This window comes from Pseudomonas putida, assembly GCA_041879295.1.
Classification (GTDB): domain Bacteria; phylum Pseudomonadota; class Gammaproteobacteria; order Pseudomonadales; family Pseudomonadaceae; genus Aquipseudomonas; species Aquipseudomonas putida_Y.
This window is the reverse complement of record CP047153.1, coordinates 136270-159732: the sequence shown is the minus strand read 5'-3', so window position 1 is coordinate 159732 and position 23463 is coordinate 136270. Positions and strand designations below refer to the sequence as shown.

Annotated in this window: 30 protein-coding genes; 8 read left to right on the top strand and 22 right to left on the bottom strand. The window is 56.3% G+C overall.

Translation table 11 applies throughout. From position 1 onward, the window contains the following. Nucleotide 1: 1 nt before the first annotated feature. Nucleotides 2-1060 carry a tyrosine-type recombinase/integrase gene (locus tag GST84_27295; GenBank protein ID XGB16010.1) on the bottom strand — a complete coding sequence of 353 codons (1059 nt, stop codon included), beginning with the start codon at nt 1058-1060 and terminating at the stop codon, nt 2-4. 253 nt (nt 1061-1313) lie between these two features. Between GST84_27295 and GST84_27290 the strand changes: the two genes are divergently transcribed. Next, nucleotides 1314-2171, top strand: coding sequence for a hypothetical protein (locus tag GST84_27290; protein ID XGB16009.1), 858 nt, complete (start codon nt 1314-1316; stop codon nt 2169-2171). A gap of 95 nt (nt 2172-2266) precedes the next feature. Here GST84_27290 and GST84_27285 read toward each other — a convergent pair whose 3' ends face one another. The 5 genes from GST84_27285 to GST84_27265 all read right to left on the bottom strand — a co-directional run bounded on the left by GST84_27285 (nt 2267) and on the right by GST84_27265 (nt 5017). Continuing rightward, a complete protein-coding gene (locus tag GST84_27285; GenBank protein XGB16008.1) occupies nt 2267-2926 on the bottom strand; it encodes a hypothetical protein in 660 nt (219 codons plus the stop codon). 159 nt (nt 2927-3085) lie between these two features. After that, the gene (locus GST84_27280) at nt 3086-3376 is read right to left on the bottom strand and encodes a hypothetical protein (GenBank protein ID XGB16007.1); all 291 of its coding nucleotides are present in this window, start codon (nt 3374-3376) and stop codon (nt 3086-3088) included. A 58-nt stretch (nt 3377-3434) separates the two neighbouring features. Continuing rightward, nucleotides 3435-3950 carry a hypothetical protein gene (locus GST84_27275; protein ID XGB16006.1) on the bottom strand — a complete coding sequence of 172 codons (516 nt, stop codon included), beginning with the start codon at nt 3948-3950 and terminating at the stop codon, nt 3435-3437. Beyond that, nucleotides 3947-4354 carry a hypothetical protein gene (locus GST84_27270; GenBank protein XGB16005.1) on the bottom strand — a complete coding sequence of 136 codons (408 nt, stop codon included), beginning with the start codon at nt 4352-4354 and terminating at the stop codon, nt 3947-3949. The genes GST84_27275 and GST84_27270 overlap by 4 nt, the downstream gene beginning before the upstream one ends. Nucleotides 4355-4555: 201 nt before the next feature. Continuing rightward, a complete protein-coding gene (locus GST84_27265) occupies nt 4556-5017 on the bottom strand; it encodes a hypothetical protein (protein ID XGB16004.1) in 462 nt (153 codons plus the stop codon). A gap of 127 nt (nt 5018-5144) precedes the next feature. Between GST84_27265 and GST84_27260 the strand changes: the two genes are divergently transcribed. Then, on the top strand, nt 5145-5720 hold the full coding sequence (locus tag GST84_27260; GenBank protein ID XGB16003.1) for a hypothetical protein: 576 nt from the start codon (nt 5145-5147) through the stop codon (nt 5718-5720). Between the two features lie 96 nt (nt 5721-5816). Here the strand turns inward: GST84_27260 and GST84_27255 are convergent, their stop codons facing one another. The 8 genes from GST84_27255 to GST84_27220 all read right to left on the bottom strand — a co-directional run bounded on the left by GST84_27255 (nt 5817) and on the right by GST84_27220 (nt 11470). Then, nucleotides 5817-6611: a hypothetical protein gene (locus tag GST84_27255; GenBank protein ID XGB16002.1), complete on the bottom strand. Its 795-nt coding sequence runs from the start codon at nt 6609-6611 to the stop codon at nt 5817-5819. A gap of 84 nt (nt 6612-6695) precedes the next feature. Continuing rightward, nucleotides 6696-7205: a hypothetical protein gene (locus GST84_27250; GenBank protein XGB16001.1), complete on the bottom strand. Its 510-nt coding sequence runs from the start codon at nt 7203-7205 to the stop codon at nt 6696-6698. Nucleotides 7206-7811: 606 nt separating this feature from the next. Continuing rightward, on the bottom strand, nt 7812-8219 hold the full coding sequence (locus GST84_27245) for a hypothetical protein (protein XGB16000.1): 408 nt from the start codon (nt 8217-8219) through the stop codon (nt 7812-7814). Nucleotides 8220-8255: 36 nt separating this feature from the next. Then, the gene (locus tag GST84_27240) at nt 8256-8948 is read right to left on the bottom strand and encodes a hypothetical protein (protein XGB15999.1); all 693 of its coding nucleotides are present in this window, start codon (nt 8946-8948) and stop codon (nt 8256-8258) included. Nucleotides 8949-10004: 1056 nt separating this feature from the next. Further along, nucleotides 10005-10187 carry a hypothetical protein gene (locus tag GST84_27235; GenBank protein XGB15998.1) on the bottom strand — a complete coding sequence of 61 codons (183 nt, stop codon included), beginning with the start codon at nt 10185-10187 and terminating at the stop codon, nt 10005-10007. Between the two features lie 20 nt (nt 10188-10207). Then, nucleotides 10208-10789, bottom strand: coding sequence for a hypothetical protein (locus GST84_27230; GenBank protein ID XGB15997.1), 582 nt, complete (start codon nt 10787-10789; stop codon nt 10208-10210). Nucleotides 10790-10926: 137 nt separating this feature from the next. Further along, nucleotides 10927-11193 (bottom strand): hypothetical protein, encoded by a 267-nt coding sequence (locus GST84_27225; protein ID XGB15996.1) that lies wholly within the window; start codon nt 11191-11193, stop codon nt 10927-10929. A gap of 1 nt (nt 11194) precedes the next feature. Then, nucleotides 11195-11470, bottom strand: a complete 276-nt coding sequence (locus tag GST84_27220) for a hypothetical protein (protein XGB15995.1) — start codon at nt 11468-11470, stop codon at nt 11195-11197. A gap of 422 nt (nt 11471-11892) precedes the next feature. Between GST84_27220 and GST84_27215 the strand changes: the two genes are divergently transcribed. After that, nucleotides 11893-12330: a hypothetical protein gene (locus tag GST84_27215; protein ID XGB15994.1), complete on the top strand. Its 438-nt coding sequence runs from the start codon at nt 11893-11895 to the stop codon at nt 12328-12330. Nucleotides 12331-12458: 128 nt separating this feature from the next. Here the strand turns inward: GST84_27215 and GST84_27210 are convergent, their stop codons facing one another. The 6 genes from GST84_27210 to GST84_27185 form a co-directional block, all read right to left on the bottom strand. Next, nucleotides 12459-12716, bottom strand: a complete 258-nt coding sequence (locus tag GST84_27210; protein ID XGB16093.1) for a hypothetical protein — start codon at nt 12714-12716, stop codon at nt 12459-12461. A gap of 529 nt (nt 12717-13245) precedes the next feature. Beyond that, nucleotides 13246-13734: a hypothetical protein gene (locus tag GST84_27205; protein ID XGB15993.1), complete on the bottom strand. Its 489-nt coding sequence runs from the start codon at nt 13732-13734 to the stop codon at nt 13246-13248. Beyond that, a complete protein-coding gene (locus GST84_27200) occupies nt 13731-14423 on the bottom strand; it encodes an N-6 DNA methylase (protein ID XGB15992.1) in 693 nt (230 codons plus the stop codon). Before GST84_27200 ends, GST84_27205 begins: the two co-directional genes overlap by 4 nt. A gap of 115 nt (nt 14424-14538) precedes the next feature. Next, complete coding sequence (locus GST84_27195; protein XGB15991.1) at nt 14539-15393, bottom strand: hypothetical protein; 855 nt, start codon at nt 15391-15393, stop codon at nt 14539-14541. Nucleotides 15394-15498: 105 nt separating this feature from the next. Further along, complete coding sequence (locus GST84_27190; protein ID XGB15990.1) at nt 15499-15798, bottom strand: hypothetical protein; 300 nt, start codon at nt 15796-15798, stop codon at nt 15499-15501. 13 nt (nt 15799-15811) lie between these two features. After that, the gene (locus tag GST84_27185) at nt 15812-16210 is read right to left on the bottom strand and encodes a hypothetical protein (protein XGB15989.1); all 399 of its coding nucleotides are present in this window, start codon (nt 16208-16210) and stop codon (nt 15812-15814) included. A 210-nt stretch (nt 16211-16420) separates the two neighbouring features. On the opposite strand from GST84_27185, the gene GST84_27180 reads away from it, so the two are divergent. Continuing rightward, nucleotides 16421-18763 carry an autotransporter domain-containing protein gene (locus GST84_27180; protein XGB15988.1) on the top strand — a complete coding sequence of 781 codons (2343 nt, stop codon included), beginning with the start codon at nt 16421-16423 and terminating at the stop codon, nt 18761-18763. Between the two features lie 112 nt (nt 18764-18875). On the opposite strand, the gene GST84_27175 is transcribed toward GST84_27180, so the two are convergent. Together GST84_27175 and GST84_27170 are read right to left on the bottom strand one after the other, a co-directional pair. After that, nucleotides 18876-19532 (bottom strand): hypothetical protein, encoded by a 657-nt coding sequence (locus GST84_27175; protein ID XGB15987.1) that lies wholly within the window; start codon nt 19530-19532, stop codon nt 18876-18878. 25 nt (nt 19533-19557) lie between these two features. Then, on the bottom strand, nt 19558-19806 hold the full coding sequence (locus tag GST84_27170; protein ID XGB15986.1) for a hypothetical protein: 249 nt from the start codon (nt 19804-19806) through the stop codon (nt 19558-19560). A gap of 163 nt (nt 19807-19969) precedes the next feature. Between GST84_27170 and GST84_27165 the strand changes: the two genes are divergently transcribed. The 4 genes from GST84_27165 (at nt 19970) to GST84_27150 (ending at nt 23060) form a co-directional block, all read left to right on the top strand. Continuing rightward, entirely contained in the window at nt 19970-20512 is a 543-nt protein-coding gene (locus tag GST84_27165) for a peptidase M50 (GenBank protein ID XGB16092.1), read from the top strand. Nucleotides 20513-20571: 59 nt separating this feature from the next. Next, the gene (locus tag GST84_27160) at nt 20572-20985 is read left to right on the top strand and encodes a hypothetical protein (protein XGB15985.1); all 414 of its coding nucleotides are present in this window, start codon (nt 20572-20574) and stop codon (nt 20983-20985) included. 123 nt (nt 20986-21108) lie between these two features. Beyond that, nucleotides 21109-21921 (top strand): hypothetical protein, encoded by an 813-nt coding sequence (locus GST84_27155; protein XGB15984.1) that lies wholly within the window; start codon nt 21109-21111, stop codon nt 21919-21921. A 152-nt stretch (nt 21922-22073) separates the two neighbouring features. After that, complete coding sequence (locus tag GST84_27150) at nt 22074-23060, top strand: hypothetical protein (GenBank protein XGB15983.1); 987 nt, start codon at nt 22074-22076, stop codon at nt 23058-23060. The last annotated feature ends 403 nt before the right edge of the window (nt 23061-23463 follow it).

Sequence of the window (23463 nt, the reverse complement as noted above, 5' to 3'; positions counted from 1 at the left end):
CTTACTCCCCTTGTTCTGTGCCTTTGATGGTCTGCCGCCACAGCTTCCAGGACTCATAAAGCCTCTCGGCCGACACGGGCTGTGCAAAGCCCATCCACTCCGCCACCAGGGCCGGCGTTTCCCCTCTTTCGAACAGCTCAGCCGCAAACGTATTACGCAGGGTCTGCGGGCTAGCTCGATGCTCAGGATCGCGAATGGCCTTCACCCCAGACTCGACGATCACGGCCTCGGTGATCCGGTTCACCGTCGACGGGTTGATCGAGGTGATTTTGCGACCGTTCTTGATCACCGGCGTGATGTCGCTGGGGAATACCAGGTCGCCCTCGGTACCGGCCTGCTGGCGGATGTGCAACCAGGTGGCCAGCGCCCGGGCGGCGTAGTCAAACGGCTTGGTCCGGTGCTCGAACTTCGAATCCGCATAGGAAAGGGTGATCCATGGGGCGGCTTGCGGGGTGATGCAATTAACAGTCAGGCCGACGATGTCCTGCACCTTGAGCCCGGCCCCCACGCACAGACCCACCATCGCCCGATCCCGCGCCTCGCGCCACCGCCCCCGCTCGTTCTGTGCCGTCAGCGGCGCCACCAGGTGATTGGCCAGCAGCTCGGCTTCCTGGGGCCGCAGAAAGCTGGTAGGCAGGTTGCCGTCGACATCCTTCCATTTGACCCCTTCAGCCCTCAACGCCTGCGCCGCCGGGTTGAGGAAACCTGGCTCTTCCTTTTCCTTGAACAGGTCGGCCAACACTCGTTGTATTAGCTTGCGGTACCGGTCGCGCTGCGGCCTATTGTTAACTCGCTTTTCGTTCTTCTCGATCTCAGGGGTTAGGCTATCAAGGAAGTCTGAAATATCGCTTGCATCCACTTCGTCTAATTTAATGCTCTTTTGCTCAATCCAGTCGACAAACCGGCCCCACTGCGAGCGATAGACCTCCGCGGACGATATTCGAATGCGGGCTGAGGTTCCTCTGCCCGCTTGCTGGCTGATCCAGTGGTCGAATGTCTCCTTAGGCCGTTCATTCCAAGAAGGACTGTCAGGTTTGAAGAGGTCTTCAGTAGCGCTCATGGGCGACTCCGGAGGTACAGGATGGACGGGAGCTAGGTCGGCCTGCTCTGACTGTTAATTGCATGTCGGTGAAGTGTAGTGGAGAACATTTGTACTCGCCTGGTTTTTTCACTGACAGAATGGGGGCGTGCCTGGCGCCGGCTTTGCGGGCCGAGAGGGACCGGCGGCTTCAAGAGCACAGAACAAGGGAGGGGGGTATTCGTGCGTGTGTGGCATCCCTGAGGGCAAGTTCAACTACTTTCAGGAGTTCGCCATGAACAACGTATCGCTCATCAGCTTCATCAACCTGCTGCACAGCGCCTCCCACGTGCAGCTGACGCTGCCCGGGCTTACCACGCGCTGCACTGCGGAGGTCGAGCAATCAGGTTCGACAGTCATCCTGCTTCGCCTGTTGTGGTCGAGCAACTGCGAGACGCTGATCACTGCTGAGGCACTGTCGGCTGGCCGCTGGGTCGACGACACGTTCCACTGCCTGGATGCTCACGGCCGCGAGGTCACGCTGCAATTACTGCAGACGACAACAATCAAACCCGACTGCAGCACGCCGAACGAGCTCGATGCCTTGCTCCGTGAGCTGTTGCTGGAAGCTAATCGCCGTGGGTCCTCTCCAACCAACATGCAAAATGCCCTGCAGGTAGCTGTTTGGGAAGGTTCGAAGTCAGTCCGACGGTTGCTCTTCCCGCAGATGCTTGCAACGCTGAACACCGTCCAGGAAACACTCACCAAAGCCGCGCAACTCGGCGTATGGGACTGGGCCTCGATGCCGCAACTGCGTGACCAGGTCACGGCTGCGCTCGCGGCTGATTACGGTACCGAGGTCACCTGGAGTCCGGATTGCGTCTACGACCACCTGGACAGCAGTGAGATCCTCGATTTCTTCGCGGATCTTCGCAAACGCACCGACACTCTCGATGAAGAATCCGAGCTGGTATGGCGAGTCTTGGTCATGGCGGTCAACCTTCTGGAGAAAAAGCAGCTCCACGAGTTGCTCCAGGGCCTGCGTCAACGACTGGAAGACATGAACGACGACATGCGCCAGCTCTGCTCTCTGCCTGTCGCTGATTTGCTGCGGCTGATCGCAGACCCTGAGGCTGATGCCGAGGAGGTATAACGCTCTACCCGCCCCGACCATGTGTCGGGGCTTTTCTTTGGGCAAAAGAAAACCGCCAGTCCGAAGACCAGCGGCGGATGGAGCGTTCGTAGGTGCTATGCCGACTTCAGCACATAGCGTTTCTGCGGAATGAGCACTGTTTCTTCGACGACGTTCAGGCTCAGCATGTCGATGAAGGTTGAGCGGATACTGTCACAAGCATTGTCAAATGCCTCGACGACCTCTACTCGGTTCGCGAGCTGGTCCAGAGACCATTCGTTGAAGTCTTCATCCTGGTCCAACGCCTGGCCAGAGACACGAAGCGTTTTGGGTGGATGCTGGAAGTTTAAACGACCTGCATCACCCTCGGCGCCACAGCGACCGCAGCGATTGTTACCTTCGGTACAGGCTTGGTAATTGCGCTGAGAGCAGCTTTTGCAGTAGGACTGATAGCCGGTGGATTCCCATTGGCTTTTCATGAGCACCAGATACCCGCTCGATCGGCCATTACTGCTGATGGTGAACTCGCCATTCATTTCCACGACGAAGTCCTCGATCACCAGAGACAAGTCATCCCAGTAGTCGACATTGAGCAGCTCAAAGGCCTTCTCTGTCTGCTCCCGATCCAGGCCAAGGGCATGGATCTTCACGCAGTGAGCGTAGCTCGTGGCGCGGTTCCAAGAGTTCATGGTGTCATAGCGATAATGGCCAGCCAGGAAGCTGATCATCGCTTGACGATCGGTGCGGTCCACTGCTGCTTTTTGAAAATGTTGCATTGGGAAATCTCCTGTTGGCTGTATAACCGGAGATGTGCAACACAGAGCGGTAAATCCGGGCAATGGCGCGATCGGGGATCATGGACCTGGGAAGATCGAGTGCTGCAACGGCGAGTTGGCCCGCTGGGTTAGCCCACCCGCCTGGCAACGGTCTGGGCATCACCAAAACTGCGTGATAGGCCGGGTCTCAAAATTGTCGATGGCTTCCTTGTGCTGCTGGTAATGCTGCTCGTACATCTTGATGTTGAGGCGGCAGAACTCTTCCAGCTCAGGCTCGGGTAACCGCGGCGAAAATAGAATCACTGGCCGCTGGTCCTGATCAGCGAACTGTAGGGTGCCGTCAGGGAACATCACCTGAGGTATCCCGCCCAATAGCATCTCCACTTTGGTAATGAACGGGGTGATCTTGGACTGGTCGGGCGCGAAAATGTGCATCACTTGATCGGTCATAGCGGTTATCTCCTAGGTCAATGGAACTGGGGTGCGATTAGGTCCTCTGGTCCCTACATCACACCAGCTTCAGATGGGGTCTTTTAGGGTCGCCTATACGGACCTGCAGCGCCGGCTGCATGTGCATTACGTCAAAACCCATGGACTTGAACCACATAGGGTTCATCAACGTGCGTTTCTCGGTGGGGAGTTCGAAAAAACCGTTGTCCTCGGACCAGAATCGGCCGCTCACTGGATGAACCAGGTCAAGCTCACAAGTGCCGTCGGGATAGGTGCACACCACAAGCTCCCAGGACGGATCGGGGGGGACTGGCCATTGGTAGTCCTCCGGCGCAAGGCGCTTTCGAATTCCCCCGTCACAGCGGCCGGACAACCCATAGACGAATGCACGGACATGCCACATCAAGATCGGGCGGTCTCGCTCAGTCCACCCTGCACATGCGTACTTGAATGCCTGGCGAACCAACGGCCTTGGTAGGCCCCACTGAAAGCACGCGAGGCCCTTCTGATACATATCTTCAAAGTCGAGGTTGGGATAGCCTGCGTCGTCTGCTGCACGTTCCAAGTAGTTCATGCTTCGCGCACCTCCGGGCGATATGCAGACCCTCCGAGACGGTACTCGTCCACCTTGGCCAGCGCGTCTGCCGCTGGGCGCTCGACCAGGGTTTGTATTTCCCCATCGGTGTACAGGCAGCCGGTGATATCCATCACGAGTGCAGCGCCGGCAAGGTCGATTGCAAGGATGTGGGTGTAGTTTTGGTGGCCTGCCAGGCTATTTTCCCCTTGCGTGAAATCTCGACTGATCGGCCCTTTAACAACCCCGCGGTACGGCTCTGGAACTGTCTCGGGCCATCCGTCGCAGAAGAATGACTCGACGAATTTCTGCAGGCCGATTCCGAGCTCGGCAGCAAAGCGTTTGATGCCGTCGATCGATGATCCATCCCACGACCATTCTTCAATCAGATTCCGATTGCACATGCTGGGTCCCTCCCTAAGGCTCCGGCGCCATTGTGTGTTTGCAGCAATTGAGTCATGCATCTTAGAGCATATCGATACTTAACGCGTAAACATAAGGCTAGTTTTCTTTGTACACCATGTTCATCTGGGGCCAGCAGTGAAGCACGCTCATCCTGCGGGCGAAAAAAAACCCGGCAAATGCCGGGCTGTGGGGTTACCTGCTCACGCTTGCGGCGCCAGCAGTAGCTCAAGGTGTTGTCGATCACTTGCGACCATCGACTCGACACCCCGCAAAATAGCTGCAGAGAGCGCTTTTCCAGCGATTTGCTGCGAGTTTGCGTTACCGTTGAGCTGCTCTTGGGTGCAGCACTCATAGGCCTGGAGAATTGACCGGAGATTGCCTAGGGAGAGCCGGCCGACGATGGCATCCAGCACGATGGCAACAGGAGAACCACACACCTGAGTCGCTTTAGCTACAGCGCTCGCTGTGTCAGGTGCAGGATCAGCAGTGATGCCCTGGGCAGCGCCCAAAATCGCATTCAACTGATCAGTGACCAAGTGCAAGAGCTCGTTGTAGCTATCCCCATCAGGAGGTAATACTTTGTCGTTGAGGTCTCGGGCGTGCGCGTTGACGGCACTGAGAAGGCTTTCCACCGCTTGTAGGGAGCTTTTTGGATCGTTCATGAGGGGCACCAGGTAGTTGGTTGTTTAACTGACTTCAGGGGATGCTCCACACAGCCCTACAATCCACCTTCTACATGCCTGTGGGACATCTCCTTGCATCATGAAAAGCCTTTCTAGGAGAGACCCTATGCAATTCCAACCAGCGTTTGAGCAAATGCGTGCCATCGTTGAGGCTGATGACTGCCTTCTGCGTGGATTCAAACAAGACTTTTACCAGTTTGACCTGCTCCACCTCACCAAAACTGGGACGGTCGGCGGTCGATACGTTTGGGTCATCCGCGAAAACGGCACACACCTGGCTTCACTCGGCCTGCATCCCAAGCTCACTGAGTTTGTGGAATGCGCGCTCGACATGAAGGAGGCACTGCAGGTTTTCGAAATCACCCTGCTGAAGGATGGTGCTGCGACGATTAAACCTATCTCCGTGGAGATGGGGCGTGACCTGTTACGGCACCAGCAATACAAGTTCGAGGGACGGCACATCAAACGAGGCGGCCGCCTCGTTGCGCTGGTTGACATCGAGGTGCTGTACAACCGAGGCCAATACGGCGGTACCGTCACCTTCTCCTTCGAATCAACACCGAGCAGGGATGAAGAAACTGACTTCAAGCAAATCGCCCTGTGCCTATTCCAGCAGAAAGCGCAAAGCTTGTTTGCCTGTATGGACCACGTGACTTTCCAGACGCGCAATCTTGCTGCATGAGGTACCAACGCAATACCCCACCGCTGGCCACCTAGGTCAGCGGTTTTTTGTGCCCGAAAAAAAACCGGCCTCAAGGGCCGGTCGGTAGCGTTGCCTTCAGCGTGCAGCGAGCATTGCCATACGGCTCCGCTCCTTGCGTTCAAGCAATTGCTGGCTGTTGTACGGCCCAACCTCCTGGACGCCGCCCAGGTCATCGAGGTGCACCAGGTAATTTAAGTAATCATCACCAGGATTCGACCATAGGTGCCTCAGCCGCTCGTGGTTGAGCACATGTGCCTTGAACTCCTCTCGACTCAATTCACCACGGCCGAGGGCGACCTGCAGTTTCGAATACGCCAGGTAGTCTGGGCGCCAGCTTAAAGGGATAGCGCACAACGCGTGATGTACGCGATCCGAATCGGGCCATACCGGGGGAATGGTCGTCAGTTGTGCCATGGTTAGGCCCACCTCTTCTGCCGGTGCAGCGATGGGCGAGAGTTCGAACCTTGTCACATCGAACCAAGCATGGCCGGTCGCCGAATAAGCACCCGCGCTGATCGGTGACGCTGGTGCGCAACTATAGACCAGCCAGCTCTGGCAGCCAGCCCACTGTCGGATGAATCTCACCATTAGGGTGCCGTCGGCAACAGGCTTCCGCCAGATGCAAGCACGCAGGTGGTAATCGATATTGTAGGGCGCCAGGTCCGCAGGTAGATCAGCGTCGACAACAGTATCGAACACCTCAAACCCACTGGCGCCGATTCGCGCCAGGTAGCTGGCCCCCTCGGCGATTTCAAAGGCAGGGTCGAAGTGGAGCACGCCGGCAAGTGCCGTCTCCCCTCCTCCGGTTAGGCGAAACACAATGCGGCCGCGAGGCTTGTAGCTGTGGTTGAACTGTACGGTAGTGGTCATTTGTATACCCTCATCTTGGTCTGAGGGAATGCTTTGCAGCGCCCAATAAAAAACCCACCGCGAACGGTGGGTCAGGTGGAACGTTCAAGAACTGAGCAGGTAGTCCCCTGCGATGACAGCATTCGTAGCCAGGCCCTGCGAAGGGATTTCGACACGCTTGGTGCCGTCATCGATCAGCTCAACGAGTGTGGCGGCAAGTTTACGCACGATGACATTGTCGACCGTTTTGACTGGTACCGAGTGGCCCTTGTCCTGGAGCAGGATTTTGTAGCCGGTATCGTCGGAGTTGTGGGTAATCACCAGAAATCCATGCAGCTTGCTCGTGTTTACATTTACCTGCAGCGCAGGGCGGCGGGCGAGCCGAGATTCATCGTCGCAGTCACGCAACAGGATGAAGTCGGGGTTAGCGCCGGCATCGAGCAGCATCTGCCAGATGGTGCGATCGTTGTCGGGGACGCGAAGGACTTCCACCAGTTCGATCAGGCGCAAGAGACGTCGCGAGCGAATCGACTCACGGTCGATCGGCAGCTTCGACTGGTTGAAATCGTCACTGGTGTCCAGCTGAATGGCGGCGTTTACGGTTTGGGTTTGCATTGCATGACTCTCCTGAAAGGTAAGCCAGGTGTTGCGAAGACCTGGTACCGCAGGAATGCGTCACACGGGTGTGGAAGGCGGCAGGCGGGGCGGCTTTATCATTTTCACGATAGTTTGAATTTTTTTCAGGCTTTCTGAACCGGGCACAGGTATGGTGCGCCGGCTTGCATGTGGACCTGCAATTCAAGAGGCCCTTGGGTGGTTATGTCCTCTGCTCGGTAACCCGAGAATCTCGATGTTCCGAGGATGAGATACCCCCTTCGACACGGTGTTTAGACCGTGCCGGTTTGCTGCATTCGTTGGGCCACCTGGGCCTCTTCTGGAATGCACCACGTGCGTTCTGAAAGCGCTGAAGTGCCGGTTAGGCGTTGGAAGATTGGCCTTCCTGAAACGGAGGTCAACGATTATGAAGCGTATGCTGAATATTCTGAGCCACGTACTGACCATCTACCGGCTTTTATCGGCCGTGTGGGGGTTGATGCGTGACCACTGTGATGCGGTCTAAACGCCCGTCCAGTGTTGAGATGTAAAAAGGCCACCCGAGCGTAAGCAGAGGTGGCCTTTCTGTTTCCGGAGTGCAACTCAGGAAGGCAGGCCGGGTACGACTTACGAAGGTGCGTACCAGCGACGTTCGATGTTCAGCTGATGCTCACGCTCGTAGACACTCACGGTTCCAGCATGCTCATGTCGACCGCCCTCGTACTGGTCCGGATCGCTATCCAAAAGCTCATCGAGTATTCCCTTGACCCTGAGAGCGTGAGCTGCGCGCTTTGCTTTGATCGCCTTGCACACGTCTACAAAATCGGGATCAGCTTCCCCATGGCGGCGGTAGGAAGCCGCCATCTTTTGAAAGATCTGCATGTGCTGGTCATCCAGGTTACGCAGGCCATTGGCATCCATGGGGTAGGCAGCGCCGGCGTACATGGCCATCGCGAACGACTGAAGAAAGCCCGCGGCCGCATAGTCGCTGTCGACCAACACTGCCCGGTGGGTGGCGAATGGAGATTCTGTCATCTGTAGAGATCCTGGAAGGTGGCGTGAGGTCGATGATTACCAGCCGGCATAGTGGGACACGAGGTGGCCCCAGTCAGCGAGAGCCGAGTTATCGCGCAGGATGGTCAGCGCCTCGGCAGCGAGAATTTTCGTTGGGCAACCGCCGGTGAGGAACACGTTGTCCTTACCTTGGTTGTACAGATGCATAAGGCTCAGAGTCATCACCCTCTGAAGCGGGGTCATGGCCCTATACGCCTTACGCATCGCAGTTAGCTTTTCCGGGATCTCAGCGTAGTCCCTTGCCCAATCACACCCCTTGGGCCGGAGACTGTAATGATCGCCTATAGCCTGGAACGGCTTGTTGTGGCGCTCAAAGCACCCATGCAGCTGATACTTCTCAACGATAGCCCAGGCGGCCTCGCCGAAAATGCGTGCCCGCTCATCTGAACCCTTGAAAGAAGGCAGCTCAGCCCCGCACACGATCGCCAGGGCAGCATATTCCGCATAGTCCAGGCTCGGGATCTTGTCGACCAGGTCCACCAACGTATATCCAGGAAAGCGCCCGGCTGCGAAGGTAGGGTTAACCGCAGCATATGCTGCGAGGGCTGCGGGCTTCTGCGAGTGGTGGATATAGCCGTGACTGGCCGTTCCCACATCACTCAGCGACCACGTGCTCAGTGCACCTTGGTGGACGCCGAAGGCGGTCAACAGCTCTGTGGCTTTCACGTGATAGTGGGCTGCATCAAACATCGTTCGTCCTCTGAAACAGTTGATTGCAAAGCTTGTGGTGGATGGGGTTCTGCACCGCCAGATCTGCGGCTATGCATTCCTCTGCCAGGTTCGGCCTCGCTTCATCACTGCAACCCTAGAACGTCGGTGTGGGCTTCGCAACCCCTAGAAATATGGCCGAACAAGGCTAAATCGCAGGCACAAAAAAAGCCGCCTGAGAATGGGCGGCTTTCTTAGGCCAAATGAGCTGAGAGGATCATCTGGCATGCGCGTACTGAAACGGTCGAACCTCAAAATAATATCCGAATTGCAATCTAGTGGGCAACCTGACCTGCCCCACCTTTTCACTAATGAAAAACCCGACCACTAGGGCCGGGTCTGTGCTGCGTTTGGAGATGATCCAGCCTAAGCCGGCAGATACTTGACCTCGGTCTCCGACCTCACCAGCTCTTGGATCACTGGGCACGTGGAAAGGCCGGTATTGACCATGTATTTCGCTGCACTCAACAGGTAACGTCGCTCTGCCAGGTACTCGCAAGGCTCAAGACCGTTGGCTCCATGACATTCGGAGAGGAAGCATTGGTAGAACACGACCTCACGCATGTCAGGGTCAGATTTGAACTTCGGTTTCACACCTACGACACGTGCTAGGTGGAATCCTGTTGGGATCACCGAAGCCCCGTGGGCAGCAGTAAGGGTTTGCAGCATGGTGGCCCCCTGGGCATTGCCTGTGATTGCGATCAAGCTTCTGAACAGGTATCTAAGCGGCTACATAGGGCACGCCAGTAACGGGCATCCTGCATCGACTCCCTCCTCATACGGCGGTATTCGGGCCTATAGCGGTGCGGTTCTGTACGAGCGGAGAGCGAGTTTTCCTTTGCCATTCGTAGACAGAAATTCAACTTGAACAGGGCATGTGCTTTCGGTCGGGTTGACTGCTGTGTTGTTGCGGTGGTCATTGGAATTGCTCCTTTGATTTTTGGCCTAGTGCGTGGAGATGGCGCACATCGATCACCACGCAAGCAGCTCGGCCGCGGGCCAAAAAAAAGCCCGACTAGGTCGGGCGTGGGTGTAGCGTTAAGCGGTCTGGTAGATCAGTTCCGCCGGGTAGACGAAGACCTGAAGTTTTCCCTGCAGACATGACAGCTCATACACCTGCTTCGCTGGTGTCCGGCCGGGGCCTGGCAGATGACGTTTTCCGACTTCAGACCAGCCCAAGCGTTTCAGTTCAGCAACCTTCTGCTCCTGGTAATGCGACATTGATGGATCCCCCTTCGTGATCACAGTCGACCAGCTGGTTCCATCTCACCAAAAATCCCGAACTCAACAAGCGTGCTGAATGCGATTTCGAGGGCCGGCTTTTGGTGGGCGAGATCCAATGCTCTCTCCCCTGCAGCTTTCCCTTTCTCCGCCTGCCAATCACACAGGAAGTCGGAGAACCGACGGTATCTGTGGAAGTCGATAAACCGGTCGAAGCAGACCTCTTCTGAGGCTGCCAGGGCGGTCATCGCCGTGAGCAGATCTTCAAATGCAGGGAGTTCACTACGTTTCAATGTGCCATCAGCTAAGAGCTGGTCGACCGTGGCTTCAAAGCGTTGCTGGTGTTCTTCCAGGCTACCGCTCACGATCCGAAGCGCGTGATCCTTCGCGACAAACTGATTTCGCCCATCGCGGTGATAGCGCGGATCGAACTCAGCGAAGCTGGTCTGCTTGAGTGAAAGCCCAGAGGTGACTCCCTCACGATCTGTTTCGATGTTCAGGCGATCAACGAATGGGGTCGACCACCGGATGCCGGTCAGCCCCTGGCGACCAGTCTGGACCATCACCATCATTCCATCAGTCAGTTCAAGTGTTGCGAGCATGAGTGTGTCCCCTTAGAACGTTGATCAAGTCCAGGGGGATGAGTCACATGAACCACGAAACTCACCAATTTTGTCTGATCGGGCACACTCCCGGGGCACCGAAAAAAACCCGGCACGTGGCCGGGTTGGGTGTAGCTTTAGGATACAGAGGGCCTGGGAGCGATAGCAGGCTCACAAGCGCGGACCACCACTTCGTAAACCAGCTTCGGCCGAGGGCAGTTCCACTGGTTTTTGAAGAAGACCCCGTTGGCGTTGTGACACCCATAGCTGGCCGTCAGTCCATCGAGCTTGCCGAGCTCCTCCAAACGCTTAGTCAGGTCGAAGGCTCTCTTACCGGTGACATGCCAGAAGCCACGCCTGGCCACCGTTTCCCGCATTTCCTGCTCAGTCTTGGATACAGCCATTTCAGCACCCCTTCCCGGCCGCAATCTGGCGCTTAACAGGCACCTTGTAGGCGTAGTGGGTGACCACGTCGCAGCGCCGCATTCCACGTCGAAGCATGTTGAGTGCAGGCTGATGCTCACGAGTATGGAGGCAGTAGCGTGTGCCACCCTCTAGTCGACGGAGCTCGCCCATTTCATGATTGATCAGCGCAATGTTCAGCTCATCCTGCAGCTGTTCCCGCTCCGGGCCTGTGGCGTTATTGACGCGATTCTGCAGAGTTTCGATGATAAGGCTCATGGTGCTCCCCATAGGTGTTGGTCTAGTTCTGGGATATGCATCACAGGCAACTGGAACAGCACCAATCGAGGAGATCCCATGGCTTGGGATGTTGAGGTAGACGCTAGCGAACGAGCGCCAGGCTCATTGAAACCGGTAGATGATCTTCTCTGTTTTGCAGAGGGGGCATCGCTTGGCGATCCTCACCACCTCGCCAGAATACTCCCGTGTCACGATACGCCCAGGATGGCCGCGCAATCTGCAGATTGCTCTCCTGAATTTCTGATACAACCCACTCATCAAACGACAACCGTGCCCGCACTTTATGGATGGCACAATCGTATCATGTACAGCCCGACTGCCGGCGGTGCACCTCATTGACGACGTATCATCAAGGTCCAAAAATGGGGCCTCGAACACTGCCCTCCTTCGAGACTCAACCCATGCAAGCAAAAGCGAAGATCGACCGCGCAGCTCTTGAGGCAATAGCCGAATCAACCCGCCGCGGGCTGTTGCTTCTTGTCGACAAACCCGGTTCTACCTTCAATGGTTTTCCGCGAGGAACCTGCGGTCCTGCCTCGGACATCCTAGGTCGACTCATCAAAGAACAACTCGGTGCTGATGGTGTGTATGTGTGGGCTGAAGACCATCCGAACCTAAAAAGGGAGCAGTCTCACGCCTGGTTCGAGGTCGACGGGTTCATTATCGACCTCACCTATGATCAATTCCCAGATACCGGGCTTACAGGTTGGGTCTTCGATCAGGGCAACGAGTGGCACGCCAAGTTCGCCGAGCAGGAACGTCGGCAGGGCTTCTGTCCTCCCAGCGGCTGGCCTGAATATCCACTCGATGGTTATGCCGCCGCTAAATCACAGATCTGAACAGGCAGGTCCCGGTACGGTCCACATGCACTGGTCCCAGGCGAAAAAAAACCCGGTCTAGTGACCGGGTCATGTGCAGCGTTTGGAGCGCGAGCATCAAGCTGGCGCTAAAGCCTGAAGTGCAGCAGTCATGCCGACTCCAAGATTTGTTCACCGGAGTGACAAGTCGAGAGATCGATCTCTACTGGCTTTTGGTCAGATTTTGCGGTCACCACGAAGGTGCACGCGCTGTCCTGTTCACCGGCGGCAATGTGGCTGCGGAAGTACCGGTCTGCGACGGCCTGGGCTGCCGCATGGTGATCCCCCTCAACCTCAACATCAGCACTCCAAGTAACGAGATACTGCCGTTCACCGCCAGCTTCAAGTTCAGTTGTGCCTCCGGCCAAGTGGAAGTGACTCTGCAGTTCAGCGATCGGCTGACGTGCGCTGACAACCTCGACGTCAGAATGTCTGATGAATCCCGAGAACCAGAAGCTGGACGCATCCACATTTAGACAGCCGGCCTTCAGTAACACATCGTTGTCGCAGCCGATCTCCTCCGCCTCTTCAGTGCCAGGAGCGTACTGATGGAATGAAGCAGTGCTGTCAAACGTCTCCACTTTGTGAAGCCCATTCTCTTTAACCAGTCGAGCTAGATTGATGATGCGTTGAGTTGCAGCCAGATCGATGCTGAAGGATGCAAATTCTGGCGTATCTTCTGCGCCGTTGGTGGCGCGGGTTTCAACGATATAGGCCTTTGCGGTGCTGGACGAATTCATAGCGATACCCTCAGGTGTGTTGGTCTAGTGAAGGGAGATGCATCACAGCCAACATGAACCGAGGACCCCAAGGACTGAGACGCCCCGCAATGCGGCGTTGCCCCACTGAATGACGCCAAAAAGAAAACCCCGTCGCTAGGACGGGGTTTGATGGGGGTTAACGGCGATGAGAGCAGATGCTCTTCAAGGCCCTGTCGACCAGGTCACCTTCGTAACTCAAGATGACCTCCACGTTGCTGCACGAGCGCTGGGAAGGTCCCAGAGCACGTGCTGCGATCAGGTAACCGTTGGGGTCCACTTGCGATGCAGCGCCGAACAGAACCGCATTATCGACCACTGCGCGGAGAACATCCCCGGCGCCATCGTCTTCGGTCCAACTGGGTGACACGGTGTTGCGAGCACTGACCTGGTTACCGCATACACGGAAGTGCTCAAAGCGCCCGGGGGCATTTTGAATCGAGACCGAGTCGCAGCCTTCAAATTTACCCACGTAGATGACCGGCCGTGTGGCGCCGTTGATGCGAGCTACGGTGGACATTTTTGAGGCAGCAACCGACAGAACAGCATCTGAAGCCTCCGAAGCACTTGCCGCATGCGGTAGCACCTGGAAGGCTAAAGCCGCGGCGATCGTGTACCAGCGTTTCATGAGGCGACCTCAAGTTTCGGAATTGAATTTTGACGTGAACGCATCAGCGTCGGAGAGGTTGCGTGCAAGATCTGCTGCTTGGGGTCCGAGCTGAGCGTATCACCAAGGAGCACTATGATCTCCCCGATTTCGACTCTATGAATGGCACAATTCGCGGCCAGCTGAATCGCAACCATGCGAGCGCAAATGCCATCGATATCGCATGCGTGAAAAAGCCATTGCTGGAGCTCCCCAGGACCTTTCGTTTCGAGCAGGTAGTTTGCTTTTGCCAACAGCATAACTCCACTGCCACAAGCCGGATCTGAGTAAGCTTTGAGATCACCGGCGCGAGGCAGGTCGATGTCACCATCGCTCATCCTGACCATCAGGCTTGCCAATGACCAGGGCGTGAAGAACTGCCCCAGCATTTGCTTGCCGCCATGGCTGGCCAGCTCTTCGTAGAGTGGGCCTAAAATGTCCTTGAACGGTTCTTCATTGGCCACCGCCTGATCGTACAGCGTGATAACTCGTCCTATTTTACCGCGGACATCATCAGGTATGGGATACCAGGGCTGAAACCCCCAAAGCTCCATCACTGCCCCTAGGAAAAATCGAAACATCTCCGCCGGCGGATACCGGTGGCCATCACACAGTGCTTCTGCCAGTGGCTTGATGGTGGGTGGTACCGCGCGTGCTAGTTTGCTTGCCATGGGCAATCTCCAGAGAGGTTGGTCGTATGCATTGGGATGCATCACAGCGACCTACAACGCCGGCCGGCGCCTGGGCATAAAAAAACCGCTCCGGTTAGGGAGCGGTTGCGTAGCGTTAATCAGCGGACTCTTCCGGATCAGCAACGTCCGGAATGGAATCACGCGGCACCCATGTCCAGGTTGCGACAAATGCGCCATCTTCACACAGCGTTACCTGGGCATCTTCATTGACCTGCAGATCATCATTGGCGATGTTGTCCAGCGCCCATGAACGGTACCGGTCCTTGAGAGCGTTCGAGTCCACTGCCTGCTGATCCGGCTCTTCTTGCGCCAGCAGTTTCTTTTGAGCGAGCTCATCGAGCAACTGAGCAGAGGGAGCGCACTGCGACAGACCGAAGTGAACTCCCTGGAGCCCGTAGCGTTTGGAAAACTCTTCTGCCGTCATCTTGGCCAGCACCTTCTCGATGCAATCACTGCACAGACCGTGACCAGCATCTTGATTGCCCCATTGCCGACCTGTGGTACGAGCACCACAGCACGGGCACAACAAGCGCACTGGGGCATCAAGATGCCCGGTCAGGTCGACTTGTGCATATGGAACATCACGGAGCTCACAGTAGGCTTTCTCATCGCCATCGGCGTCATACAGGCCCAATGTGCACTCATCCCACTCCTCAGGTTCAGCGATGGACACCTCGATCGAAAGAAGCAGGTATTGACCGTTGCAGAACTCCTTCCGCAAAGCCATGCAACCGCCTCCGGTGTGATAAACCTCGAAGCCATACGCCTGTACGGGGTCAACAACAGTTGTTCCGCACGGTGAAAAGTAGGGGTTGCGAATCTCCACGTCGTTGAACATGAAAGCCATCTCCGACGGTGAATACGGCCGCTTGAGTTCCTCGCCATTCGGCAGGACCTCGGTCATGACCATTTCTTTGGTATCAGCTGCGTTGTTTGCAATTACGTCCATGGTGCTGCGCCTCTTTGGGTAGTCATCTTGGTCTGAGATGAAGCACAGCCAGCTGTAACGACAGGCAAAAAAAAGCCGCCCCATAGGGAGCGGCGGTACAGCGGTTTAGATTCGAGCAGAGACCTGGTAACCCTTGCCTCCTTCAGCCTGCGTCACGCCGGCTTCAAGAGTGATGGTCACATCTTGCAGTCCTGCATTCTTGAACATACTCGCCACAGTTTCGGCTACCGGCTGCATTTCAAACGGCAAGACGGTGAACCAAGCTTTCGAAAACTTGCACCATCGGCACCCGTATCCAGCGAACCAGCCATTCTCGCGATTTCCAGGAACCGGATCAGGCATTTCCAGAATCTTGTTGATGCGGGTGGCAAAGGCTTCCGGGAATTCCTTCAGAACTGAAGACATAGGAACCTCTCGATCAAGCGGCTTGGTTGTGCTGTTGCTGTTGCTGGCGCTTGCCCAGCTCATTAAGGGTGTCCAGTTTTGCGATGAATCGCTCAGCCGCAGTGGTGCTGGCCAACTCAGAGACCGACTCATAACGGTTCATTCCGCCTGAATAGTCCTTTCGGCCCTCACAGGATCGGTAGAGCACTTTGAGCACTCGATCTGAACCTAGATGAACCATCAGATAGAGATGATCGCTGTGCAGGATCACCTCCCCCATGACTGCGTTCCCGCCTTTACACGACCGAATTTCGTAGCTCGTTTCTGGAAGCTTCAAACGGCCGGCGATCTCTTTGAGCAATCGCTTGCCAGAGCGGTGAAGGGTTTCTTTGGTGATGCGTTTTTCGAGCAGCGCTTTAGGGATTTGCAGCATGACGTTTCTCCACAGGGAATGACGGTCTCTTGCGAAGACCTGGTGACGGGAGATGCGCAACACAGGCATGCAAAACAATCGCGGCCCTTTCCAAGAGCACTCAACAATCCATAACACGTATGTATATTTCTATTGATTTGCTTTCAATCCTGACAGTATTATCCGGCCATCCAATTGATATCACCTAACAAGGTCAGGACGAATCAGCCCATGCACAACAATGCAACCCCCTTCAAGCCACGTCTCTCCCTGCTTGTCGCCTCCATCGCACTGGCCATGAACGCTGGCACTGCGCATGCCGCTTACGCCGGCATTGATGTCTACGCACCAACGCTGGGCTCCTCCAGTACCACCTATGATTCGCACATCGGCGGCTCTGGTGATGGCTCCACCCTGGTTGGCGCCCAGTTCAACCCGAGCACCGAAACTACCGAGGCCTTCAAGTGGACCTTGCTGGGTGGCAAGCAACTGCTGGCCAGCCTTGGGACCAATGCCGCCGCCTACGCTGTGTCGAACGAAGCTGACGTCATCGTCGGTAGCTCTGTCGACAGCGTCACGGACAACGAAACCGCCGTGTACTGGAACAACGCCGGCATTCACAAGCTGGACTTCCTGAACGGCGGTGCCGAAGCTGAAGCACGCGCCGTTTCGGCTGATGGCAGCGTCATCGCCGGTTCTGCCGACGACGGTCTGACCGGCAACCGATCGGCAGTAACCTGGGACCTGGCTGGCGCTGTGACTCAGCTGGGCTACCTGAACGACGGCACCTACAGCTACGCCATGGGCATCAGCGCTGACGGCAAGGTGGTGGTGGGGTACGCACAGAACGGCGCCGGCAATGGTGATATCGCCACTCGATGGGTGGGCGGCGGTAGCGCCGAGAGCCTCGGCACCTTGGAGGGTGGTACGCAATCCATCGCCACGGCGACCAGTGCCGATGGCACTTACATCGTCGGTGCGAGTGACTCTTCGCTCGCCCTGAGCGAAGCTATGATCTGGTCCGAGCTGTCCGGCATGAAGGGCTTGGGCTTGCTGGCCGACGGTACCCTGTCCAAGGCTGAAGGCGTCTCCGCCAACGGCGCCGTGGTCGTCGGTATCGCGGACACCACTGGCAGTGTCTTCTCCGGCTTCCGCTGGACCGCTGAGACCGGCATGCAGTCGCTGGTCGAATGGCTGCAGGATAACGACCCTTCCTACACTCTCCTGGCCAACAACACCCTGAACTCCGCCACTGCGGTATCTGCAGATGGCAACACCGTCTTCGGCCTGGGCTTCCTGAATGGTCGCTCGCAGCCGTTCGTAGCGCGTTCCTACGGCCCAATCTCCGAGCCTGTGGTCACTACCCCACCGGTGGTAACCACTCCGCCTGAAGAGACCATTCCAGAGGTGACCCCTCCCGTCGTCACCCCGCCTGTTACTGACCCAACGCCGCCAAGCACCGGTGGCTCCTCCAATGCAGGGGACACTTCTACTGGCGGCAGCGATGCAGGCACGGGCACCGGCGCCGGTGGTACCGAAACCGGTGCGGGTACCGGTGGCACTGGGGGCACTGACACGGGTACTGGTGGTACCGGTGGAACTGGCACTGGCGCGGGTGGCGCTGAGGCTACCACTCCACCGACTGGCGTGATCGGTTTGCTGGACCTCGGCGACTCGTTGCAGAATGCGACCCTGTACGCGCAAGCCATGCAGAATCAGCTGCAAGGCTTCGTCCAGGACCAACTGTCCTGCTCGACATTCGACACCAGCGGCATCTGTGTCAGCGTCAGCAGCCAGATGACTCATCACTCGGGTACTGTCCAGGGTGACAACGTGTACGGCGGTGTTACCGCTGCATATCGACTGACTCCTGACCTGGTTGCCGGCATCGGCTACCAAGGCCCGAGCACCTCGCTCAAGATCAACGATGACCGCGTCGAGGGTGATACCAACACGATCGGTGCTTTCGTCGAGTACGGTAACCGTCTGCGCAAAGGCGTATTCGCCCGGGGCGCCGTGGCTGTTTCCGAAGGCGATGCCACCATCAAGCGCTCTTACAAAACCGGTGCCGGCGACGTCGAGTCGAAAGGCAAGGCCGATGTCAGCCAGCGTGCCGTATCCGGCCAGGTCGGCTACGTCTTCATCCTGCAGGACAACATCGCTGTCATGCCTTTCCTGGGCTTGGACTACCTCAACACCAAGCTGGATAGCTACACCGAGACCAGCGGCTCCTTCCCGGCGCACTTCGATAAGCGGACCGAAGAAAACATCTACGGTACCGCGGGCCTGGATGCCAGCATGAACCTGGCAAATAAGGCCATCGTCTCGGCGAACATCAAGCACGTCAGCCGCCTGAACAACTCGCAAGACGATCTGACCGGTGATGTGATGGGTGTGTCGCGCTTCGACATGAAGCAAGACACCACTGAGCGCTGGAACGAAGTGGGCGTTGGCCTGCAGGTTGCCGGCCCGTTCAAGGCCTCCCGCGTGGGCATCACCTACGGCCACCGCTTCGGCAGCGACAAAGCCGTTGCCTCGGACGTCGCTACGCTGTCCCTGTCGGTCGGTTTCTAATCGGAAACTGGTACACCAAGCGCCCCACTCAGTAGTGGGGCGTTTTTGTTTGTGGGCGGTTATCGGCAGGCAAAAAAAAGCCACTCCGAAGAGTGGCCGGGGATCATTGGTGTTAGGCAGCAGGCTGCTTGTTCTGTTGCTCCCACCAAGCGCGGAAGCTGGTTACCAGAGAGCAGCCATTGTCCTCAGGCAAGGCGATTACCGCCTTGTTCTGGAGACTGATTGCATGCTCTGGCTCACCATCACGTGAACAGTGGTAGAGCTTGAAGGTGTTACGTGTATCGAGCTGGAAGCAGCACAGAGTGCCCTTCGGCCGTTTGTAATAGACCCGGCAGAAACCCGAGTCAACGGAGTGGAAGGCCAGCTGTTCAACTGCTGGAACTTCAGCGGGAGGGAGCAGGCTGTTGCGATGCTCAACGAGCAGCACACGCAAGGCTTCCAAGTTGAGGGAGCGCTTAACTCCATCAGGGAACAGTTCGTCGCCAAACAAAGCGACCAAATCTGCCTCCAAACTCTCTTTTACCAAGTGGCAGTCTACCTGGTCCCAGGCACGACAATTGATCCATTCTCGCTTTTGCACAGGCGTTTCATTTTCATCAACGTAACCACGCTGATCAGCCATAGCCTCAGCTACTTTGACGCAGGCTTCAGCGTGGCTGGTAGCATGCACATAATCACTGTAGGTACCTTCATCCTCCTGAACCCAGTTCAGAGTAACAGCGTAAAGGTCAACGGCAGGTTGATTAACTCTTACTTTGGTGTCGCTCATGTTTAGTTTCCTTGATTAATTAGAGTTAGCCAGCGAGCTTCATATCTTGCTGAAGCGCAGTTTTGCCTTCATTGAAAGCGTTTAAGAGTTCCGGGATATCAGACAGGAGTGCATGAGGGGTTTCAGACGCCCCCCAGCCATATCCCCAGGCAGCATCCTTTGCATCTTGAAATGCATTGGCTGCTAGTTGAGTGGTTTCCGGCGATTTCATGAGTAGTACGGCTAACGCCCATTGAGATCGAGCGTAAGCCGCAAGCTGAAAACAGGTATTCATACGTTCACCACAGTAGTTTCATAACTATCTGTAATGACGCACACGGACCTGTATTGTAGTTGTACTGCGCAGTACACAGGCCAGGACAAATATCCGGATATTGACTTGAAGGTTTTGAAGCTTTGCTAAAGAATTACTGCATCATGTTCTAGGAATGAAAACCATGCTGCCTGACGCACTGGTAACCATCGGGATGTTCGCCATCGCCTTTTTCGTCATTTGGCTGATGCTGGTGTTCTTGCTCTTGATCCACGAAGCCGGGCATCTAATACCGATGCAGCGGTTTGGTATCAAGCCAGACAAACTCATTATTGGTGGATACAAGCTTTTCTCGTTCCGAAAATCCGGGATCATTCATGAAATTGGTCTGATTCCGCTGTGGGCATATGTGGTCAGCTCCGACTATGAAAAGGCGCCCTCAGACCGCCGGGCGATCATCGCTGCGGGCGGCCCTCTCATCTCACTGGCGACCGGCCTGCTGTTCTTCGGGATTAACTACGTCACGCCGAACTGGCCGACGCTTGTCGCGGCCCAGGGCTCGATCCTCCTGGCGGCGACTAACATCATCCCCCTGCCTCCAATGGACGGGTGGACGATCGTCGAGTATTTCTTGAACCGCCGCGGTATCTACTTTGATGACAGGAACAGGCGGCTCCTCATGGGCGTAGGGTTGGCGACCATAATTGCTATCACCCTCGCCCTCTAGAATTACAGAACTCTGCTCTTCATCTCCTGGTGCAAGTTCAACCCACCAGGAGATGACTCATGACCACTACTTCCCTCGACTGCACCTCACGGCTCCCAGCTGTGCGCCCAGGCTTCTTCGAGGAGGCCTTCCAGAGCTACAACGTACCGCCGAGAATCCGCGCATTTGCAGAAGCTTTCTGCATCCGCTTTGACGTTCGCGGCATCTGCGACCCGGCCTATTGTGCAAACTCTGCAGCCCTTAAGCTGAAGATCGGTGATGGTTGCGGGACCTTCGATCACGAGAAAGAACCCGTCGAGAACGGCATCCCCCTGATCGGTGAGCAACTGCTGTTCTCATACAGCACCTGCATCCAACGAGCAGAGCCAGGCACTACCGCCGACGTCATCAACAGCATGGTGAAAGCTGCTCTGGCGGGGGCAACCGTTGAGGAGCTCTTGCCACCGCCAGCAGCACCCGCTGCTACAAGCTGAACACACCCAAACCGCCTTTCGAGGCGGTTTTTTTTCGTCGATCAAATGCAGTTATTGCTTTTAGATACAGACGGCGTATGTGTTCATGTATTATTCACGCGCTAAAACCATGAAGGATCAACCATGCTCACGAGCCAGCCCCAGCAAGGCATTTCTTCTCCCGCCCACCTGCCGGCCGGCAGCACCTCAGCGGTTAAGTGGTTCTCCCAGGTCACTGTCGAGCTTTCGTATTGGCACGGGAATCAGAGACTGAAAAACCTCGATCAGTTCGAATGGCATGGTGATGCCGTGATGGCGCCAGCGCTGACCCACGCTCAAAGCAAATGTGATTTCTACCAGATCGACGAATCGTCCTCCCTTGAGCTGTGGGCGTTCCGCTCCCAGTGGCAAGTTGCGAAGGTTCGTGAGGGCGCCGACCAGCACTGGTCGTTTGCGGACAGCCTCGACCATGACGTGACAAGGGTCTTGGTCAGCCATCATCCAGTCTGGTCATCAAAACACGGGAAGATGTCCCCTCCTGACACCTGGCCAGGGTTCACCGCTACATTCCGGAAAATCATTTCGGTCGACGCTAGCCGGTCAACCGCTGAACTGGGAGGCTTGGTCACTGCGGCTCTGTGCGTCATCGAGCAAGGTCCTGAAGCTCTGGGGCTCGCGATTACCGATGGTGGAATTCGAGACCTGACTATTACACGCGTCGGAGCAAACACCCGTAGTGCTGGTTGCGAGTTGTTGATGGTGACGGGGGCAATCGCGGTGGCCATGTCACCCTACCAGGCTGAGCCCGGCTTTGACCAACTGGAAGCAGCCGTCCGCAGCTCAGTCGGCATCAAGCTATCCCTCGTCGACGGAGTCACTGCCTCGGGGCACCTCGATGCTGGGCAGCGCTCGACAATCTGGGTAGTCGAAGGACAAAATACACTAAATAATACCTAGCGCGTATGCGTACGCGTTATGTAATATTGCCGCGCCGGACAGATAGATACCCTGTCCGAATGGCTGGTGTCGGCAAATCTGGGTTATGCGCAGGTGTCAGTCATCTCTCTTAGCAAGTTCAACGATTTCTGACCCTTCAGGAGGGCACCGCCATGACCACAACCGTCGAAAACAGCAGCAGCGAACACCAGTTGGATCTGGATTTCCGCATGATCATCACCACTGGCAACATCAAAAAAGCGATGGAAAAGGGTGATGGCAAGAAGCGGTTCACCGCAGGCGACCTCTGGAACATAGCGCCAGGTACTATCCAGGTCATCCCGGGGTACAACGTAAGAGAGCGAAATGCTGACTACTTGGCCAACGTTCAGAAACTGAAGCAATCCATCAAGGACAACGGATTCAAGAAAGACTCGGCTCTCTCGGTCATCATCCGTCGCGATGAGAATGGAGAGCAGTCAATTTGTCTGAAGCGTGGCCATCAGCGTCTTGAAGCCACGATGGAATTGGTCGCCGAAGGTGAAAGCATCCCGACCGTCCCTTGCATCATTGCTGCAGATGATTGTTCCGAAGAGGACATGACTGCAGACCTTGTGCTCAGCAACAATGGTTCACCGCTTAGCCCATATGCAACAGCAGTTGTTTGCAAACGCATGACCCGCTTCCATCCCGATGACCATTCCGCGATCGCCAAAAAACTGAATCTCTGGCCCGCCCAGGTTTCGGACTACCTCTTGATGATCAACGGACCTATCGAGATCAGGAACTACGTCCGCGACGGAGTGGTTTCCTTCACGCTGGCTGTTCAGATCCTTCAAGAGCATGGCCCCAAAGCTCTGCAAGTGATCGAGCAAGGCCTTGCCCGCTCAGCTGCTGCAGGCGGCAAAACCGAAAAGCTCAGGCCAAGGTTTGTTCCAGGCAAGGTCATCAAGAAGGCAATTACCCAAGCAGCTCCAACGATGAAAACAGCCATCGAAAACATTAGACAGGATAAGGGCTATTCGCAGTTGAGCCCGGAGAATCAACAGAAGCTTGAGGAGATCCTGCAGCAATTCCGCCTGGCGGAAGAGGAAGAGGAAAAACTGAACGTGAACCCGTCTACTGAGCAACAGCTCGACCTCAAAGACACTGAGGAATAACCATGCCTTCCAGGCTGCCCCTACACTCGATGTAGGGGCTTTTTTTTGCCTACCGGAAAATGGCCTTCAACCTCGTCCTCCAAGTTGTATGCACCTCGTGCCGCTTCATTTCCCCGAAAGCTGACCACTCAAGCTGCACCGAACCGGATGAGCCCGTGCACATGATCGTGAATCGAGTGAACGATGCGCATGCCTCACAGGCAGCAAGCCCAGCCAGCTCGAAGCGATCGCCCGGCTGAGGTGTGACCTCCCCCCTCACCAACTCTCCGTTCAAACTACGCCGGCATTGGCCGCAGTCGACTGCGAAGCGGGCCAATTGAGTACCATCTGAAAAGACGATCGGGAGGCGAAGGTGCAAAGGCCTCACCTGCCGCCACCGGCTGATCGCTCCGTCAATTGTTGA